We start from the raw sequence: 15158 nt of genomic DNA on the forward strand, positions 1-15158 counted from the left end.
CGGGATGTGGCCGGCGGAGGCTTGACCGTGGGCGCGCCTGCGCTTCAATGCCGATCCGGACCGACCATGGCCCGAGACCAGCGAAGGGCGTCTGAATCGTGTACCGGCTCACCGGCTCCCTCGTCGCCACCGTCGCGCTCGGGCTGATCGCCTCGGGCTGCACCGGCTTCGCCTACATCTCCAAGACCTATGTCAGCCTGACGCCCCAGGTCGTCACCATCGGCTGCAAGGACCCCTACGAGGTCTACGACCAGCGCCGGGTCCGCAAGATGCTGATCGTCTCCAACGCCCTGCGCGAGACCACCGGCTGCGGCATCGACGATGCGTTCGCCGGCGGCGATCCGGCCCTGACCCGGGTCAAGCGCTTCCGCGAAGCGGCGCGCACCTACCTGAACGAGACGGGGCGCGAGGATTGCCGGGTCCGCGGCGAGACCGTGTTCACCGACCTGCAGACCGAGTTCACCTACACCTGTGCGGCGCCGATCGAGTCCCGCGACGCCAAGGTGCAGACCCTGCCGGGCCGCAGCAACCGCGTCGGTCTCTAGCGTTCGCCGGAGCCCGAGGTGCGGGGAAACGTCCGCTCCATCGCGTCGCCCGATGCCGCCAGCAGCGCCCGCGCCAGGGTTCGGGCCTCCTCGCGGTCGAGGGCGAGGATCGCCGTGACCGGGGCGCCGTTCGTACCGGGCAAGCCGATCTCGACCCGGACCCCGTCAGGCGCGGCCGCCACCGCGATGCTCCAGTCCCGTTCTCCGCTCATGGGCTTTGCGCCTCTCCCGTGCCCTCGACCCTCCCGGTCGCCGGCGGTCCTGCATAGCCGATCTTGCATAACCGATCCTGCATGACTGATCCGATGGCGTGAGGCCAGGGGCCGGAAGATCCGCCCCGCGATTGACGCCGTGCCGCCCTCTGGTGTTTGTGCGCCCCGACCCATCCCGGCCCCCGGGGCACGGCGATCATTCAGGGAAGGAAGACCCCATGTCCGAGATCTGGTTCCGTACCGGCGAGGCGACCGTGCTCGCGGCGGAAGGGCAGTACACCGACGCGATGCCGGAGGTGCTGATCGGTTCCACCCGCGGCCCGGTGGGCCAGGCCTTCGCCGGCATGATGGGCCAGGTCCAGGGCCACACCCGGATGTTCGTGGTGCGCGATCTCAACCAACTCGTACGCCCGGCCACGATGATGACCACGAAGGTCACGATTCATACCGCCGAGTATGCCGAATTGCTTGGCGGTGTCGTCCAGGCCGCCACGGGGGATGCCATCATCGACTGCGTGATCGAGGGCGTCCTGCCCAAGGACGGGCTCGACGAGCTTTGCATGATCATCATGATCTGGCTGGACGAGCGCTGCGGATCCGACCCGGACGTCGACCGCAAGGATCTCTACCGGACGAATTACGAGGCGACGAAGCTCGCGATCAGCCGCGCCATGAAGGGCGAGCCGACCATCGACGAGCTCATCGCCAACCGGAAGACGGTGAAGCACTACGCCCTGGAAGACGTGATCGAGTACTGATCCTTTCGGAGCTGCGACGGGGCGCGGATCCAGGGTGATCCGCGCATCCGGAGAAGGAGCCTCCTAACCCGGCGGGATCCGTCCCACCGAGCACAGGGTGCGGATCGAGCCGCTGGCGTCGGTGTAGCAGCTCGCCGACCAGCCGTTCTGCTGGATGAAGGATTTGCGCCGCTCCTTCAGGGCGGTGGCGTGCGCCGTGGCGATGGCGGCCTGGACCGCACCGGCACCCTCGCCGACCACGATCTCGGCCGCCAGGGCGAGATCGGCGAAGTAGGCGGCCGAGGGCGTCGGGTCGGAGGAGGCGGCCTGCACGATGGGCTCCGCCCGGCAGGTCAGGTCGAGCTTCAGGCCGCCGGGGACCCGCAGGTCGATGCTGGGGCCGGTGCGCCGGCCGACCTTTCCACCCATGGCGCTGGCGATCCGGGCGGCGAGGTCGTCGCACGCGTCGGCCCATGCGAGGCCGGGTCCGAGCAGGCTCGCGCCGAGGAGGAGGGGGAGGAGGGCGCTGCGCAATCGCATGGTCGGGCTGTCCGGGGAGGTGAGGCCCCTCAGGGCGTGAAGGCCAGGCGGACCACCGTGCCGCCCTCGTTGCTGTAGGTGAGCTGGCCGCCGAGCTGTCCGGCGAGGCCCTGTGCGATGCGGAAGCCGAGGCTGCGCGTGGCGTCCGGGTCGAAATCCGCGGGCATGCCGCGCCCGTCATCGGCGATGACGAGCTGCAGGCGCTCCGCATCGAGCTGCTCGAGTTGGATCGTGATGGTGCCCCGCCGCCCGTCCGGGAAGGCGTGCTTCAGGGCGTTGGTCACCACCTCGACCACGAGGAGCGACAGGGTGGTGAGCTGGGTGAGATCGAACCGCAGGGGCGGCGTGTCGACGAGGCAGACGATGTTCTGGGCGCCCGTGGCGTCGAGGAGATCGGTGCAGAGTTCCTTGAGGTACTGCCCCACCGGGCGCTCGATGCTGCTCGGGTCGTACAGGCGCCGATGGATCCGCGAGATCGTCTCCAGCCGCACCCGGGCCTCGTCGAGGGCGGTGAGCGCCGCCTTCGGATCGTTGCCGACCTTGCGCTTCTGCAGGGTCAGCAGGGCGGCCACGAACTGCATGTTGTTGGCGACCCGGTGCTGCAGCTCCTGGAACATCGTGCGCTGCTGCTCGTAGAGCCCCGCAGAGACCTGCCGTTCGGTGCGCAGCCGCTCGCCCGCCCGGTGCATGACGTGGATCAGCGCGATGTCGACCGCGACGATGAACACGTAGAAGCACAGGGCCAGGGCGGTCGGCCCGTCGATGAGGAAGGTGCTGGCGGGCGGGATGAAGAAGTACCAGGCAGCGAAGCCGCTCAGGGCCGCGCAGGTGATGCCGGGCCGCAGGCCGAAGAAGAAGGTCGTGAGGATCACGGCCGGGAAGAACGTCAGGTAGGGAAAGCCCGGCGGCAGGATGTCGTCGAGGGCGAAGCGCAGGCCGAGGGCGAGGGCCGAAGCGGTCAGGGCGGCCCCCTCGCCCAGCCACGCGCGCGCGCGCAGGCGCTCGGTCGCATGCACGACCTGCCAGCCTTTCCACCAGGGGGCGTGTGTCGATGAGTGGGGCAGCGTCGTGGGTCTCGTCGAGGTTTGGAACAGCTCTAGTCTTGGGCAGGCCGAGTGGCCAGCGGGTTCGGCCCGTAGTCGCGATTCGGCCTCAATGAAAATCGCGGCTGCGGTAAATTCGTCGATCCTCCGGGGCGCCGAAATCGGTGGTCTCGGGCGGTAGCCGCAGGCCGCCGGCGCGCAGGTCGCGCAAGGCGGACGAGAGGTCGCGGAACTGTTCGGCCAGGAGGTGCACCACGAGGCCCTGGCGCTGCACCCGGCCGCGCACCGCCAGGAAGCGGGCGCCCATGGCGGTCGCGCGGTTGGCTTCGAACACGTCGCGCCAGACGATGACGTTGGCGATCCCGGTCTCGTCCTCCAGGGTCAGGAACACCGTCCCGCGCGCCGTGCCCGGCCGCTGCCGGGTGAGGACGAGCCCCGCCACGGTGACGCGGGCATTGTTCGCCACGCGGGACCCGTCGTGGTGGTCGCGAGCCGGGATCGCGCCGATCCGGGCGAGCCGCGTCCGGAAGAACGCCACCGGGTGGCCCTTCAGGGAGAGGCCGGTGGCGGCGTAGTCCTCCGCCACGTGCTCCGAGGCCGCCAGGGCGGGCAGGGCCACGGCGGGTTCGGCCCGGAACAGCCCGTCATCGGCATGGAAGGCGAAGAGCGGCATCGGCGTGTCGAGGAGATGCGCCCGCCGGTCGCCGTCGGTCCGCAGGGCCGCCTTGCGGGCGGAGGTGCCCTCCAGGGTCCGCACCGCCCAGAGGGCGGCCCGCCGGTCGAGATCGAGGGAGCGGAACGCATCCGCCTCCGCCAGCCGCTCCAGGGCATTGCGGGGCAGGGCGAGGGCCGCCTGCAGGCCCTCGATGCTGGCATAGCCGTTGCCCCGCAGAGCCACGAGGCGGTGCATGGCGGCCTGCGGCACCCCGCTCACCTGGCGCAGGCCGAGGCGCACGGCGAAGCGCCGCGGGACGCCGGGGGGCGGGGGCTCCAGGGCCGGTTCGAGGGTGCAGTCCCAATCGCTCGCATTGACGTCGACGCCGCGCACCTCGACCCCGTGGGCGCGAGCGTCGCGCACGAGCTGCGCCGGCTGGTAGAAGCCCATCGGCTGGGAGTTGAGGATCGCGGCGAGGAAGACGTCGGGATGCCGGCACTTCATCCAGGCTGAGGCGTAGACCAGCAGGGCGAAGCTCGCCGCATGGCTCTCGGGGAAGCCGTAGGTGGAGAAGCCCTCGATCTGCTTGAAGCAGCGTTCGGTGAAGTCGCGCGGGTAGCCGCGCGTCACCATGCCCTCGACGAACTTGGTGCGGAAGTTCACGATCTGGCCGTTGTGCCGGAAGGTGGCCATGGCCCGGCGCAGGCCGTCGGCCTCGTGCGGCTCGAAGCCGGCGGCGGTGATGGCGATCTGCATCGCGTGCTCCTGGAACAGGGGCACGCCATAGGTCCGCTTGAGCACACTCTCGAGTTCGTTCGCCGGCCCGTGATCGGGATGGGGTGAGGGGTATTCGACCGGTTCGATCCCCTGGCGGCGGCGCAGGTACGGGTGGACCATGTCGCCCTGGATCGGCCCCGGCCGGACGATCGCCACCTGCACCACGAGGTCGTAGAATTCCCGCGGCTTCAGGCGCGGGAGCATCGACATCTGCGCCCGGCTCTCGACCTGGAACACGCCCACCGAATCGGCCCTGGCCAGCATCGCGTAGGTGGCTTCGTCCGCGCGCGGCAGGTCGGCCAGCGTCGGATAGTCGTGCCCGTAATCGCGTGCCAGGAAATCCACGCCCCGGCGCAGGCAGCTCAGCATGCCGAGCGCCAGCACGTCGACCTTCATCAGGCCGAGGACGTCGATGTCGTCCTTGTCCCATTCGATGAAGGTGCGGTCCGCCATGGCGGCGTTGCCCACCGGCACGGTCTCGTCGAGGCGTCCGCGCGTCAGTACGAAGCCGCCCACATGCTGCGACAGGTGGCGCGGGAAGCCGATCAGCGCGTGGGCGAGTTCCAGCGCCTGCCGAATCCGCGGATTGTCCGGGTCGAGCCCGGCCTGCCGGATATGCGCGTCGGGCAGGTCCTTGCCCCAGGAGCCCCAGACCGTGTCGGCCATCACGCCGGTGATGTCGGGGGGCAGCCCGAGGACCTTGCCGACCTCCCGGATGGCACTGCGCGGGCGGTAGTGGATCACCGTGGCGCAGATCGCGGCCCTGTCGCGGCCGTAGCGGTCGTAGAGGTACTGGATCACCTCCTCGCGGCGTTCGTGCTCGAAGTCGACGTCGATGTCGGGGGGCTCGGCCCGGTTCTCCGAGATGAAGCGGGCGAACAGCAGCCGGATCTCGGTGGGGTCGACCGCCGTGATGCCGAGGCAGTAGCAGACCACGGAATTGGCCGCCGAGCCGCGCCCCTGGCACAGAATGCCCCGCTTGCGCGCGAACTCGACGATGTCGAACAGGGTGAGGAAGTAGCGCGCATAGTTCATCTTCTCGATGAGCCGCAGCTCATCCTGGATCGTGTTCACGATTTGTTCGGGAATGCCATCGGGATAGCGCCATTGGGCGCGCTTCATCACCTGGTCGGTCAGATAGCCCTGTGCGCTGAAACCCGGCGGCACCGGCTCGTCGGGGTATTCGTAGGTCAGTTCGTCGAGGGAGAAGCTGCAGGTCTCCGCGATCTCGATCGTGCGGGCCAGGGCCTCGGGATGATCGGCGAAGAGGCGCGCCATCTCGGCCGCCGGCCGCAGGTGGCGCTCCGCATTGGCCTCCAGGCGATAGCCCGCAGCCGCCAGGGTGCAGCCCTCGCGGATGCAGGCGACGATGTCCTGCAGGGGACGCCGGTCCGGGTGGTGGTAGAGCGCGTCCGAGACCGCCACCAGGGGGGCGCCCAGGCGTTCGCCCCAGGCGGCCAGGCGCCCGAGGCGGCGACGCTCGTCGCCGCGCCGGCGGTGGCTCCCCGCCAGGGTGACCCGGCCGGGGGCCTCGGCGGCGAGCTGGCGGACATGGCCGAGGAAGGGGTCGTCGTCGCCCAGCCGCTCCGGCGGAACCGCGATGAGCATCTGGCCTTCGCTGGCAGCCAGGAGCTCCGAAAAATCGAACCGGCACTGGCCCTTCTCGGAGCGGCGGTTGCCGAGGGTGAGGAGCCGGCACAGGCGGCCATAGGCGGCCCGGTCCATCGGGTAGGCCACGACCTCGAAGCCCTCCTCGGTCACGAGGCGCACGCCGGGCAGGAAGCGGATGCCGGGCTCGCCGGCAGCGGCACGCCGTTTCGCCTCGGCATGGCCCCGCACCACGCCCGCCAGGGTGTTGCGGTCGGCGATGCCGATGGCGTGGAGCCCGAGTTCGGCGGCCTGCCCCACCATCTCGCCGGGATGCGAGGCCCCGCGCAGGAAGGAGAAGTTCGTGGTGACGGCGAGCTCGGCATAGGCGGGCGGTTCGGATATCGACCCCATCTTCCTCCCGGCTCCGCTGCACCCGTCTGCAGTCGAGAACGAATCGTGATCGTTTCGGATCCCGGGGTGCCGGTTTCGCGTCGCGGAGTCAAAGTCTCGAGGGCGGCTGGCCAAGCTGTTCGCTGTGCGTTAGCCCGGTCCTCCCCTGACAGGATGTCCCATGCTCACTTGTGCGATCCTCGACGATTACCAGGGCGTCGGCCCCACCATGGCCGACTGGTCTGGGCTGTCGGACCGCCTCACCCTGCGCGACCTGCGGACCACCTTCGCGTCGCGGGAGGCGCTGGTCGAGGCGATCCGGGACTGCGAAATCGTCGTGATGATGCGCGAGCGCACGCCGTTCCCGGCCGACCTCTTCGCGCAGCTGCCGAAGCTGAAGCTCCTCCTCACCAGCGGCATGCGCAACGCCTCGATCGATCTGGCCGCCGCGCGGGCGCACGGCGTCACGGTCTGCGGCACCGCCAGCCACCCCGAGCCGCCGGTGGAGCTGACCTGGGCGCTGATCCTCGGGCTCGCCCGCCACCTCGTGCCGGAGGTGCAGGCCCTGCGGACGGGCGGACCCTGGCAGTCGAGCGTCGGCAGCGACCTGGCCGGCCGCCGTCTCGGCCTCGTCGGTCTCGGCAAGACGGGTGCCCGGGTCGCCCGGATCGGCCAGGCCTTCGGCATGGAGGTCAGCGCCTGGAGTCCCCATCTCACGGCCGAGCGGGCCGCGGCCGAGGGCGTCGCCCTCGCGCCCTCGCTGGCGGCGCTGCTGGCGGCGAGCGACGTGGTCTCGATCCACCTCGTCCTCGGCGCGCGCACCCGCGGCCTCGTCGACGACGCGGCCCTGCGCCGGATGCGGCCCGAGGCGTTCCTGATCAACACCTCCCGCGCCGCGATCGTGGACGAGGCCGCCCTCCTGGCCGCCCTCACCGAGAACCGGATCGCCGGTGCCGGCCTCGACGTCTTCGAGACTGAACCGCTGCCGCCGGATTCGCCCTGGCGCACCCTGCCCAACGTGCTGGCGACGCCGCATCTCGGCTACGTGACCGAGCGGAACTACCGCACCTATTTCCCCGAGATCGTGGAGGACATCCGTGCTTTCCTCGATGGGGCGCCGATCCGCGTCCTGGGATGAGCCGGCCGGGGCGGGGCCTCAGGCCCGCCCGTCCACGAAGGCCCGCATCAAGAGGTTGGCGATCGCCAGGGGGGGCGGCGTGGTCAGGCCGTCGGGATGGCGGCCCTCGAGCATCGCCGCGACGGTGTGCCGCGAGAACCATTGCGCGTCGGCGAGTTCCTCCGGATCGAGGGTGATGGTCGCGTCGAGGCTCTCGGCCACGCAGCCGATCATCAGCGAGGACGGGAATGGCCAGGGCTGCGAGGCGTGGTAGCGCACCGCGCCGATGGTCAGGCCGACCTCCTCGAAGGTCTCGCGCCGCACGGCGTCCTCGACGGTCTCGCCGGGCTCCAGGAAGCCGGCGAGGCAGGAATACATGCCCTCATGGAAACGCGGCGAGCGCCCGAGCAGGCAGGCATCGCCCCGGGTGATCAGCATGATCACCACGGGGTCGGTGCGGGGAAAGTGATGCGTCCCGCAGGCCGTGCATTCGCGGCGGTAGCCGCCGGCCGCGAGGGTCGTCGGCGCTCCGCACTGGGCGCAGAAGCCGTGACGCGCATGCCAGCCGAGCAGCGACTTCGCCGTGGCGAGGAGCCCGAGTTCATGGGGCGCGATCCGGCCCTCGCCGGCGAGGCTGCGCAGGTCGTTGGTCCGGAATCCCGGATCGGCCTCGAGGCCCTCGGCCAGCTCCGCCGGAACGGCGGCGGCGAAGACCGGGTCGCCATCCAGGCGGCCGAGATAGAGCGTCAGGCTGCGCGGGCCTGTCCGGGCGGCCACCTCCGGCGTCAGGAGTGCCGTGTCGCCGGCCAGTACGACGCGGTCGCCGGCCAGGACGACGATCCGCGCGCCGGGCGCGTCGAGGTCGGGGATCGCGGACGCGCTCTCGGCGGAGTGGCGCACGAGGCGGCTGTGGACGTAGCCGAGCTGGCCCGAGGCATCGACCATCGCCTCAGGCCGCCGCGAACAGGGCGCCGATGCGCTCGATCATCTGGGCGCGGGCATGGTGCGGGTAGGGGGTCGCGGTGCCGATGCCCCAAATGGGCTTCGGCCAGGCCGGATCGGAGTGGAAGCGCCCGATCACGTGGACATGGAGCTGGGCCACCACGTTGCCGAGGGCCGCGACATTGACCTTGTCGGGCTTGGCCAGCGCCAGCATCACCCCGGTGGCGATCCGCATCTCATCCATCAGGCTTCGGGCATCCTCCGGCGCGAGGTCCGTGATCTCGCTGGCGCCGGCCCGGCGCGGCACCAGGATCAGCCAGGGGAAGCGGGCATCGTCCATGAGGAGGACGCTGCAGAGGGTGAGGTCGCCCACGTGCACGGTGTCGGCGGCGAGCTGCGGGTCGAGGGCGAAGTCGGGTTCCATGTCGCTGCGATGTAGCGCGCAACCGTGGCCGATGCGAGGGCCGGCTTCAGATCCCGCTGAACCAATTGTAGCCCTGGTCCTCCCAGTAGCCGCCTGGATAATCGTTGGTCACGAAGATCGCTGCGATGTGCTTCGGGCTCTTGAAGCCGAGCTTCGTCGGCACCCGGACGCGGAGCGGATAGCCGTACTCGGGCGCGAGAGGCTGGCCGGCGAAATCGAGGGCCAGGATCGTCTGGGGATGCAGGGCGCTCGGCATGTCGAGGCTGCCGTAATAGCGGTCGGCACATTTGAAGCCGACATACTTGGCGGTCAGGTCGGCGCCGCTCCGTTCCAGGAAGGTCCGCAGCGGCACGCCGCTCCACTGCCCGATCTGGCTCCAGCCCTCGATGCAGATGTGCCGGGTGATCTGGCTCTCCTGCGGCAGGGCGCGCAGCTTCTCCAGCGTCCATGGCGTCTTGTCGGCGACCCGGCCGGAGACCTCGAGCGTCCAAGTCGACTCGTCGATCTCCGGGATGTTGTCCGGCGGGTAGAAGGCGTTGAAGCGGAACGGCGTATCGATCATCGAGGCCGGGTAGGTGGGGGCCAGGGTCGTGGGGTCGAACAGCCATTGCTGGACCCGGTCGTTGGCCCGCGACATCGCCCAGAGCACCCGGTCGGCCAGGGTGCCGTTGCTCCCCGTGGAGAGATCGCAGCCGGACAGGAGCGTCAGGGCGCCGACCGAGAGGCCGCCCCGCAGGAGCATGCGTCGTTCCAGGCTGGCGAGGTCCGGGGCGATGTCCCTGCGCAGGGCCTTCAGGCGGGCGGCGGTTTCGGGATCGCGGGACATCAGGCGGAGGTCTCCTCGGTGATGCGGGCACGCCCGGTGATCATCGCCAGCAGCGTGCTCGGCACGATGACCACGAGGGCGAGGTGCAGGAGGATGAAGCCGGCGAGACCCGCCATGGCGCCGAAATGGACCCGCCGCGCCCATTCATACCCACCGAACAGGTTGGCCAGGGTCTGCCACTGCACGGGCTTCCACAGGGCGCAGCCGGAGGCGACGAGGAGGAGGCCGAGCACGATGGCGATCAGGTAGGCGAGGCGCTGGACGGCGTTGTAGCGCCCGATCCGGTGGCTCAGCCGCAGTCGCAAGGCCGCGCGGGCGTCGCGCCAGATCGCGCCCGGGCTCAGGGGCAGGAAGCTGGTGGCGAAGTGCCGGGCCAGGAGTCCGTAGGCGAGGTAGGCGAGGCCGTTGAGGGCGAAGAGCCACATCGCGGCGAAGTGCCAGGCGAGGGCGCCGCCGAGCCAGCCGCCGAGAGTGGCCCATTTGGGAAATACGAAGGGAAAGAGCGGCGAGGCGTTGTAGATCGCCCAGCCGCTGAACAGCATGCAGAACACCGCGACGGCGTTGATCCAGTGGGTGATCCGCACCACGAGCGGGTGAATCACCACGAGGCGCGACGGTGTTTCGGGGACGATCGCCAACGGGACCTCGAGATTTAGGGATGGAAATCCCGGCCCCATCCGCGATCGCGGAGGGGCCGGGGAGGGGATCACATCGACGGGACGGTGCCGTTGCGGCCAACGATCAGGACGGCGGCGTTGAGCTTGCCGTCCGCGCCCGCCTTGGTGAAGGCCACCACCTTGGCGCCCGGAACCACGATGCTCTTCTCGCCCGGATCGACCAGGGTCACGGGCACGTCCTGCGGCACCACGACCTTCTTCTCGCCGCCCTGATACTTGACCAGCAGGGTCCGGCCCTCGGTGCCGGACAGGCTGCCGATGGCACCGTTGGTCATGGTGGAGTTGGAGCCGAGATCCCACGGATAGTGGCCGTCGGCGGTGCCGCGCAGGGAGGAGGCGAACACCGTCACTTGCAGGGCTTTCTGGGTGCCGTCGGGCTGGGGGATCGCGGCGGTGCCGATGTAGCTCTCGGACTTGATGTCGGAGAGCTGGCCCGTGCTGGCGGCCAGGATCTTGGTGTCGTCCCCGAAGACCACGGTCTTGGTCTCGCCCATGCGGGGCTTGATCGTGACGGTCGAACCATCGACCGACTCGATGGTGCCGCGGTAGCGCACCACGTCGGCGGCACGCGCCGGTGCGGCGGCGAGCGCGAGGCCGACGGTGAGGCCGGTGAGCAGCGTCTTCATCATGGCGTTCTCCCTAAGGTGTTGGAGGGCGGGCGCGGGGCGCCCGCCCCACCCGGTGTTCCGGGCGTCTTCAGGCGATGGGGCTGGCTGCGCCTCCGCTCACATCGGCGGGACGGTGCCGTTCTCGCCCACGATCATCCGGTCGGCCACCGCGACGCCGCCGGCATCCGCTTTGGTGAAGGCGACCACGCGGGCGCCCGGCTTGATCTTGCTGGCATCCCCGGGGGCGAGGGCCACGACCGGCACGCCCTCAGGCACCGTGATGGTCTTCTCGCCGCCCTTGTAGGTCACCCGGATCGTTCGGTCGGTGGTCCCCGAGAGGGCCCCCACCGCGCCGTTGGTCATGGTGTTTTCCTTCTCGAGATCCCACGGATAGTGGCCGTCGCCGGTCCCGCGCATGCTCGGCGCGAACACCGCGACCTCGAGAGCCTTCAGGGTTCCGTCCGGCTGCGGCGTGGCCGCGGTCCCGATGTAGCTGTCGGGCTGGATGTCGCTGATCTTGGCGCTGTTGGCGGTGGCGACCCGGACGGAGTCGCCCAGCTTCACCTGCACCGGGGCGCCGAGGCGCGGCTTGATGGTGACGCTGGTGCCGTCCACCGCCTCGATCGTGCCTCGGATGCGGACGACGGGGGAGTCGGCCATGGCCGGCAGGCCGAGAGAGAGGCCGGACAGGGCGAGGACAAGGGTCAGCGACTTCATGCAAGGATTCCTGGCAACCGGTTCGAACCGGCCGCCGGAACGGTGCTCCCGATCTTCTGCGTGCGCAAGTCAATTGCGCGCGATGCGGATCGATCAGTGGGCCATCAGCATCGGGATCGCCGCATGGGCGAGGAGGTGGCTTGTCGGGCCGCCGAAGATCATCTGGCGCAGGCGGCTCTGGGTGTAGGCGCCCTTGATCAGGAGGTCGCACCCGAAGGTTTCGGCCTCGGCGAGGTAGACCTCTCCCGGGGTCCGCCGGCCGGCCGAATGGGCCCGGAAGTCGGCGCCGATGCCCTCGCAGGCCAGGGCGCGGGCCAGTTCCTCGGCGGTCGGGCCCGGCACCGTCCCACCCTCGACGCTGATGACGCGGATCCGTTTGGCTTGCCGCAGGAACGGCATTGCGAAGGCCACGGCGCGGGCGGTCTCGGTGGAGCCGTTCCAGGCGATCAGGATCGCCTCGCCCAGGGTGGCCGGGGCGATCGGCGGCGCCAACAGGATCGGACGGCCGCTCTCGAACAGGGCGGTCTCGAAGGTGGTCATACGCGGGGCGCCGTCCTCCGTGCCGGGCCGGCCCACCACCGTGGCGGTGAACAGGCGCGCGTACTGGCCCAGGAAGCCGTCGCCGGCCGGCACGTCGGCCCGCCAGCGGTAGCGCGGACCGGCGGCCAGGGCCTCCGGGTTGCACGGGCCCTCGGCCGCGAGCGGCAGGCCGGCCCGGGTCATGAAGTCGATGAACTGCCGCCCGGCGCGCTCAGCCTCGACCTTGTCGGCCTCCTCGTCACGGAGCCAGGTCATGCCGCCGACCATGTCGACGGGAACGTACTCGGCTAGGGCCGGCCGCAGGGAGACGCCCTCGATGAGGCTGCCGAACCGGCGGGCGGTGAGGATCGCGGTCTCGAAGACCGAGGGCAGGGCGTCGTGGGACGCGACGGGAACGAGCAGGGTCTTCATCGGGAGCCTTCCTCGCAGCGGCACGATGGGCCCAAGCTAGTGCGAAACGCGGTCCCGGAAAACAGGATGGCCGAGGCCGCCTGAAGTTTTCCCGAGGCCTCTGCGTCGCCAAACCAAGAGGCACGGCGCACCGACTAATCGATCGATAAGCTTGGCCATTTCAAAGGTCAGTCGCTTTCGGAAAAAGCTCAGAAAAGACTTTGTCCAAGTTGGGAACCCCTTCGGAACTTCCTCGTTGGCCCCCCAATCGTGACAGGCGGGCTTCGCGTCGGGAAGAAATAGCCTTGGCGCGTTCGAGCTGCACTGTCTCGCCGGATTTGAGGAACACATGATCAAGAAAACTCTCGCTCTCACCGCCCTGATAACCGCCCTGTCCGCTCCCGCCTTCGCGCAGAGCATGGGCGATTTCCGTATGGACGCCATGCAGGCCAACGCCTTCGAGATTCAGTCGAGCCAGATTGCGATCAACAAGAGCCGCAACCCGCAGGTGCTGCGCTTCGCCCGCGATGCAATCCGTGACCACCGCGCCGCCAACGTCGCGCTGGCCGGTGGCGAGAACAACTACGCCGCGGTGCGCGGCAACGAGGGTCTCGGCGGCCTGATCACCGCCCCGCTTGCGGTCGCGGGTGGTGCGGTCGGTGCGGCCACGGGCGCCGCCGCCGGCGCAGTGGGCGGCACCCTGAGCGGCGGTCCCATCGGGGGCGTCGAGGGGATCGGTTCGGGCGCGGCCCGCGGCGCGGCGACGGGCAGCCAAGCCCTGCGCGGCGACGTGGACACCACGGCCGGCACCACCATCATCCAGCCGAACCCGCAGCAGCAGGCCATGCTCGCCGAGCTGTCGCAGACGCCCCCCGGTCCGCGCTTCGACCGTCTCTACGGCCGCATGCAGGTCCAGTCGCACGAAATGACCATCGGCATGTTCCGCTCCTACGCCGCTTCGGGCCCGAACCCGGCCCTGCGCGCCCATGCGGAGCAGGCCCTGCCGGTCCTGCAGGCCCATTACCAGATGGCGCAGAGCCTTCCGGGCGCCCGCTGAACCGTACCAGTGCCACGTCGGGCTTCATCGCCCGGCGTGGTGCGACGATCGAGAAGGACGCCAAGCCTCGGGGCCTGGCGTCCTTTTTCGTTCCAGGGCGGGCTTACGCCTCGGCGCAGCCGATCATCGAAGCCGGGCTCAGGCTGCGTCCCGCCTGGTCGATGGCGGGTTTGAACGCGCCGGTCTCGGGGTCGCGCAGGAGCAATTCACCGCGCGCGATGCCGAAGTGGGCCCCGTGCAGGGTCAGCTGCCCGCCTTCCACACGTTTGCGCACGAACGGGAATGTCATCAGGTTCTCGAGGCTCTGCGCGACCATCGCGTATTCGAGGCGGGTCAGGTAGTCCGGGGCCTCCGTGTCGCCGGCCTTGCTGGCGGCGGGCTCGACCAGGGAGACCCACTTGCCGATGAAGTCACCCTTCGAGAGGGGCTTGGCGGGGTTGGCGTAGGCCTTGATGCCGCCGCAGGTGGCGTGCCCCAGCACCACGATATGCTTGACCTCCAGGCCCTCCACCGCGAACTCGATCGCCGCCGAAGTGCCGTGATAATCGCCGCCGGTCTCGTGCGGGGGGACGATGTTGGCGACGTTGCGGATCACGAAGAGTTCACCCGGTCCAGTATCGAAGATCACCTCCGGCGAGACGCGGCTGTCGCAGCAGCTGATCATCAGGACCTCGGGGCTCTGGCCCTCGGCGAGCTTGGCGTAGCGCTTGGCCTCGTCGGTCAGGCGTCCGTCGATGAAGGAGCGGTAGCCGGCCTTCAGCGTCTCTGGAAACATGGGTTGATCCTCGCTCATGGGTGTCGTGGAAGGCGCGCCAACGCGTGGCGCGCCGGATGGCTACGGTTGCTCCCGCCAGTTTAGGACGACTGGCGCCGCCGGTATCGTCCCGGCAACGATGTCGCGGGCGACCTCGACCAGCCCCCTCGGCTCGATGCGCTCGGAGGTGGACGCGAGTTCGGCCAGCGTCCACCAGCGGGTGCCGAGGACGGGGTTGTCCTCGGTCTCGGCCAGGCGGCTCGTGTCCACGGTCGCGTTGGGCAGGCGGACGACGAAGTAGCGCTCGCGGGCGTAGCGGGAGGTCCGGAACAGGTGGAAGGGGCCGTCGCAGGACGCGACCTGCGGCCCGATTTCGGCATCCGCCACGCCGATTTCCTCAGACAGTTCGCGCCGGCAGGCCTCCACATGCGTCTCGCCGGCCTCCAGCCCGCCCCCGGGCATGAACCAGAAGGTGCGGTCTTCCGGCTTGCTCGGATCGATCGGGCGCACGGACTCGTAGGCGATGAGCAACAGACGGTGATCGGGATCGAACGCCAGCGCCCGGGCGATGTCGCGAACGGTCAGATCCTGCCTCATGTCCATTCCCGCCGCCCCGC

General features: G+C 69.9%; 17 protein-coding genes. 4 read left to right on the top strand and 13 right to left on the bottom strand.

The window, feature by feature from the left end:
• Positions 1-98 precede the first annotated feature (98 nt).
• Positions 99-545 carry a hypothetical protein gene (locus tag ASG51_RS13380; protein WP_056275367.1) on the top strand — a complete coding sequence of 149 codons (447 nt, stop codon included), beginning with the start codon at positions 99-101 and terminating at the stop codon, positions 543-545.
• Here ASG51_RS13380 and ASG51_RS13385 read toward each other — a convergent pair.
• Positions 542-757: a hypothetical protein gene (locus ASG51_RS13385; protein WP_056381302.1), complete on the bottom strand. Its 216-nt coding sequence runs from the start codon at positions 755-757 to the stop codon at positions 542-544. The genes ASG51_RS13380 and ASG51_RS13385 overlap by 4 nt on opposite strands.
• Before the next feature lie 218 nt (positions 758-975).
• On the opposite strand from ASG51_RS13385, the gene fae reads away from it, so the two are divergent.
• Positions 976-1515, top strand: coding sequence for a formaldehyde-activating enzyme (gene fae / locus ASG51_RS13390; protein ID WP_056214816.1), 540 nt, complete (start codon positions 976-978; stop codon positions 1513-1515).
• Between the two features lie 63 nt (positions 1516-1578).
• On the opposite strand, the gene ASG51_RS13395 is transcribed toward fae, so the two are convergent.
• From ASG51_RS13395 to ASG51_RS13405, 3 genes are all read right to left on the bottom strand, one after another.
• Positions 1579-2034 carry a hypothetical protein gene (locus ASG51_RS13395; protein ID WP_056275370.1) on the bottom strand — a complete coding sequence of 152 codons (456 nt, stop codon included), beginning with the start codon at positions 2032-2034 and terminating at the stop codon, positions 1579-1581.
• A 29-nt stretch (positions 2035-2063) separates the two neighbouring features.
• Positions 2064-3050 carry a histidine kinase dimerization/phosphoacceptor domain -containing protein gene (locus ASG51_RS13400; protein ID WP_056214823.1) on the bottom strand — a complete coding sequence of 329 codons (987 nt, stop codon included), beginning with the start codon at positions 3048-3050 and terminating at the stop codon, positions 2064-2066.
• A gap of 136 nt (positions 3051-3186) precedes the next feature.
• Complete coding sequence (locus tag ASG51_RS13405) at positions 3187-6510, bottom strand: error-prone DNA polymerase (protein ID WP_056381304.1); 3324 nt, start codon at positions 6508-6510, stop codon at positions 3187-3189.
• A gap of 160 nt (positions 6511-6670) precedes the next feature.
• Between ASG51_RS13405 and ASG51_RS13410 the strand changes: the two genes are divergently transcribed.
• Positions 6671-7627: a D-2-hydroxyacid dehydrogenase family protein gene (locus ASG51_RS13410; protein ID WP_056381306.1), complete on the top strand. Its 957-nt coding sequence runs from the start codon at positions 6671-6673 to the stop codon at positions 7625-7627.
• Positions 7628-7645: 18 nt separating this feature from the next.
• Here the strand turns inward: ASG51_RS13410 and nudC are convergent, their stop codons facing one another.
• The 7 genes from nudC to ASG51_RS13445 form a co-directional block, all read right to left on the bottom strand.
• A complete protein-coding gene (nudC, locus tag ASG51_RS13415; RefSeq protein ID WP_056381308.1) occupies positions 7646-8551 on the bottom strand; it encodes an NAD(+) diphosphatase in 906 nt (301 codons plus the stop codon).
• A 4-nt stretch (positions 8552-8555) separates the two neighbouring features.
• Positions 8556-8972: an HIT domain-containing protein gene (locus tag ASG51_RS13420; protein ID WP_056352557.1), complete on the bottom strand. Its 417-nt coding sequence runs from the start codon at positions 8970-8972 to the stop codon at positions 8556-8558.
• A 46-nt stretch (positions 8973-9018) separates the two neighbouring features.
• On the bottom strand, positions 9019-9798 hold the full coding sequence (locus tag ASG51_RS13425) for a molybdopterin-dependent oxidoreductase (RefSeq protein ID WP_056381310.1): 780 nt from the start codon (positions 9796-9798) through the stop codon (positions 9019-9021).
• A complete protein-coding gene (locus tag ASG51_RS13430) occupies positions 9798-10436 on the bottom strand; it encodes a cytochrome b/b6 domain-containing protein (protein WP_244479858.1) in 639 nt (212 codons plus the stop codon). The genes ASG51_RS13425 and ASG51_RS13430 overlap by 1 nt, the downstream gene beginning before the upstream one ends.
• A 68-nt stretch (positions 10437-10504) precedes the next feature.
• A complete protein-coding gene (locus ASG51_RS13435) occupies positions 10505-11104 on the bottom strand; it encodes a hypothetical protein (RefSeq protein ID WP_056214846.1) in 600 nt (199 codons plus the stop codon).
• 96 nt (positions 11105-11200) lie between these two features.
• Positions 11201-11800: a hypothetical protein gene (locus ASG51_RS13440; protein WP_056381311.1), complete on the bottom strand. Its 600-nt coding sequence runs from the start codon at positions 11798-11800 to the stop codon at positions 11201-11203.
• Between the two features lie 93 nt (positions 11801-11893).
• Positions 11894-12751, bottom strand: a complete 858-nt coding sequence (locus ASG51_RS13445) for a universal stress protein (RefSeq protein ID WP_056214854.1) — start codon at positions 12749-12751, stop codon at positions 11894-11896.
• Positions 12752-13079: 328 nt separating this feature from the next.
• On the opposite strand from ASG51_RS13445, the gene ASG51_RS13450 reads away from it, so the two are divergent.
• Entirely contained in the window at positions 13080-13787 is a 708-nt protein-coding gene (locus ASG51_RS13450) for a DUF4142 domain-containing protein (protein ID WP_056381313.1), read from the top strand.
• Positions 13788-13890: 103 nt separating this feature from the next.
• Here ASG51_RS13450 and ASG51_RS13455 read toward each other — a convergent pair whose 3' ends face one another.
• Both ASG51_RS13455 and ASG51_RS25075 read right to left on the bottom strand, forming a co-directional pair.
• Positions 13891-14562 (bottom strand): carbonic anhydrase, encoded by a 672-nt coding sequence (locus ASG51_RS13455; RefSeq protein WP_056214861.1) that lies wholly within the window; start codon positions 14560-14562, stop codon positions 13891-13893.
• A gap of 60 nt (positions 14563-14622) precedes the next feature.
• The gene (locus tag ASG51_RS25075) at positions 14623-15138 is read right to left on the bottom strand and encodes an NUDIX domain-containing protein (protein ID WP_244480147.1); all 516 of its coding nucleotides are present in this window, start codon (positions 15136-15138) and stop codon (positions 14623-14625) included.
• Positions 15139-15158 lie beyond the last annotated feature (20 nt).

Source organism: Methylobacterium sp. Leaf465 (assembly GCF_001424705.1).
Taxonomy (GTDB): Bacteria; Pseudomonadota; Alphaproteobacteria; order Rhizobiales; family Beijerinckiaceae; genus Methylobacterium.

What these genes read in the sequence shown, in the direction of transcription:
- ASG51_RS13435 (WP_056214846.1), bottom strand. Translation starts at nt 11,104, where the DNA reads ATGATGAAGACGCTGCTCACCGGCCTCACCGTCGGCCTCGCGCTCGCC.
- ASG51_RS13410 (WP_056381306.1), top strand. Translation starts at nt 6,671, where the DNA reads ATGCTCACTTGTGCGATCCTCGACGATTACCAGGGCGTCGGCCCCACC.
- ASG51_RS13445 (WP_056214854.1), bottom strand. Translation starts at nt 12,751, where the DNA reads ATGAAGACCCTGCTCGTTCCCGTCGCGTCCCACGACGCCCTGCCCTCG.
- ASG51_RS13395 (WP_056275370.1), bottom strand. Translation starts at nt 2,034, where the DNA reads ATGCGATTGCGCAGCGCCCTCCTCCCCCTCCTCCTCGGCGCGAGCCTG.
- ASG51_RS13450 (WP_056381313.1), top strand. Translation starts at nt 13,080, where the DNA reads ATGATCAAGAAAACTCTCGCTCTCACCGCCCTGATAACCGCCCTGTCC.
- ASG51_RS13440 (WP_056381311.1), bottom strand. Translation starts at nt 11,800, where the DNA reads ATGAAGTCGCTGACCCTTGTCCTCGCCCTGTCCGGCCTCTCTCTCGGC.
- ASG51_RS13420 (WP_056352557.1), bottom strand. Translation starts at nt 8,972, where the DNA reads ATGGAACCCGACTTCGCCCTCGACCCGCAGCTCGCCGCCGACACCGTG.
- fae (WP_056214816.1), top strand. Translation starts at nt 976, where the DNA reads ATGTCCGAGATCTGGTTCCGTACCGGCGAGGCGACCGTGCTCGCGGCG.
- ASG51_RS13455 (WP_056214861.1), bottom strand. Translation starts at nt 14,562, where the DNA reads ATGTTTCCAGAGACGCTGAAGGCCGGCTACCGCTCCTTCATCGACGGA.
- nudC (WP_056381308.1), bottom strand. Translation starts at nt 8,551, where the DNA reads ATGGTCGATGCCTCGGGCCAGCTCGGCTACGTCCACAGCCGCCTCGTG.
- ASG51_RS13405 (WP_056381304.1), bottom strand. Translation starts at nt 6,510, where the DNA reads ATGGGGTCGATATCCGAACCGCCCGCCTATGCCGAGCTCGCCGTCACC.
- ASG51_RS13425 (WP_056381310.1), bottom strand. Translation starts at nt 9,798, where the DNA reads ATGTCCCGCGATCCCGAAACCGCCGCCCGCCTGAAGGCCCTGCGCAGG.
- ASG51_RS25075 (WP_244480147.1), bottom strand. Translation starts at nt 15,138, where the DNA reads ATGAGGCAGGATCTGACCGTTCGCGACATCGCCCGGGCGCTGGCGTTC.
- ASG51_RS13385 (WP_056381302.1), bottom strand. Translation starts at nt 757, where the DNA reads ATGAGCGGAGAACGGGACTGGAGCATCGCGGTGGCGGCCGCGCCTGAC.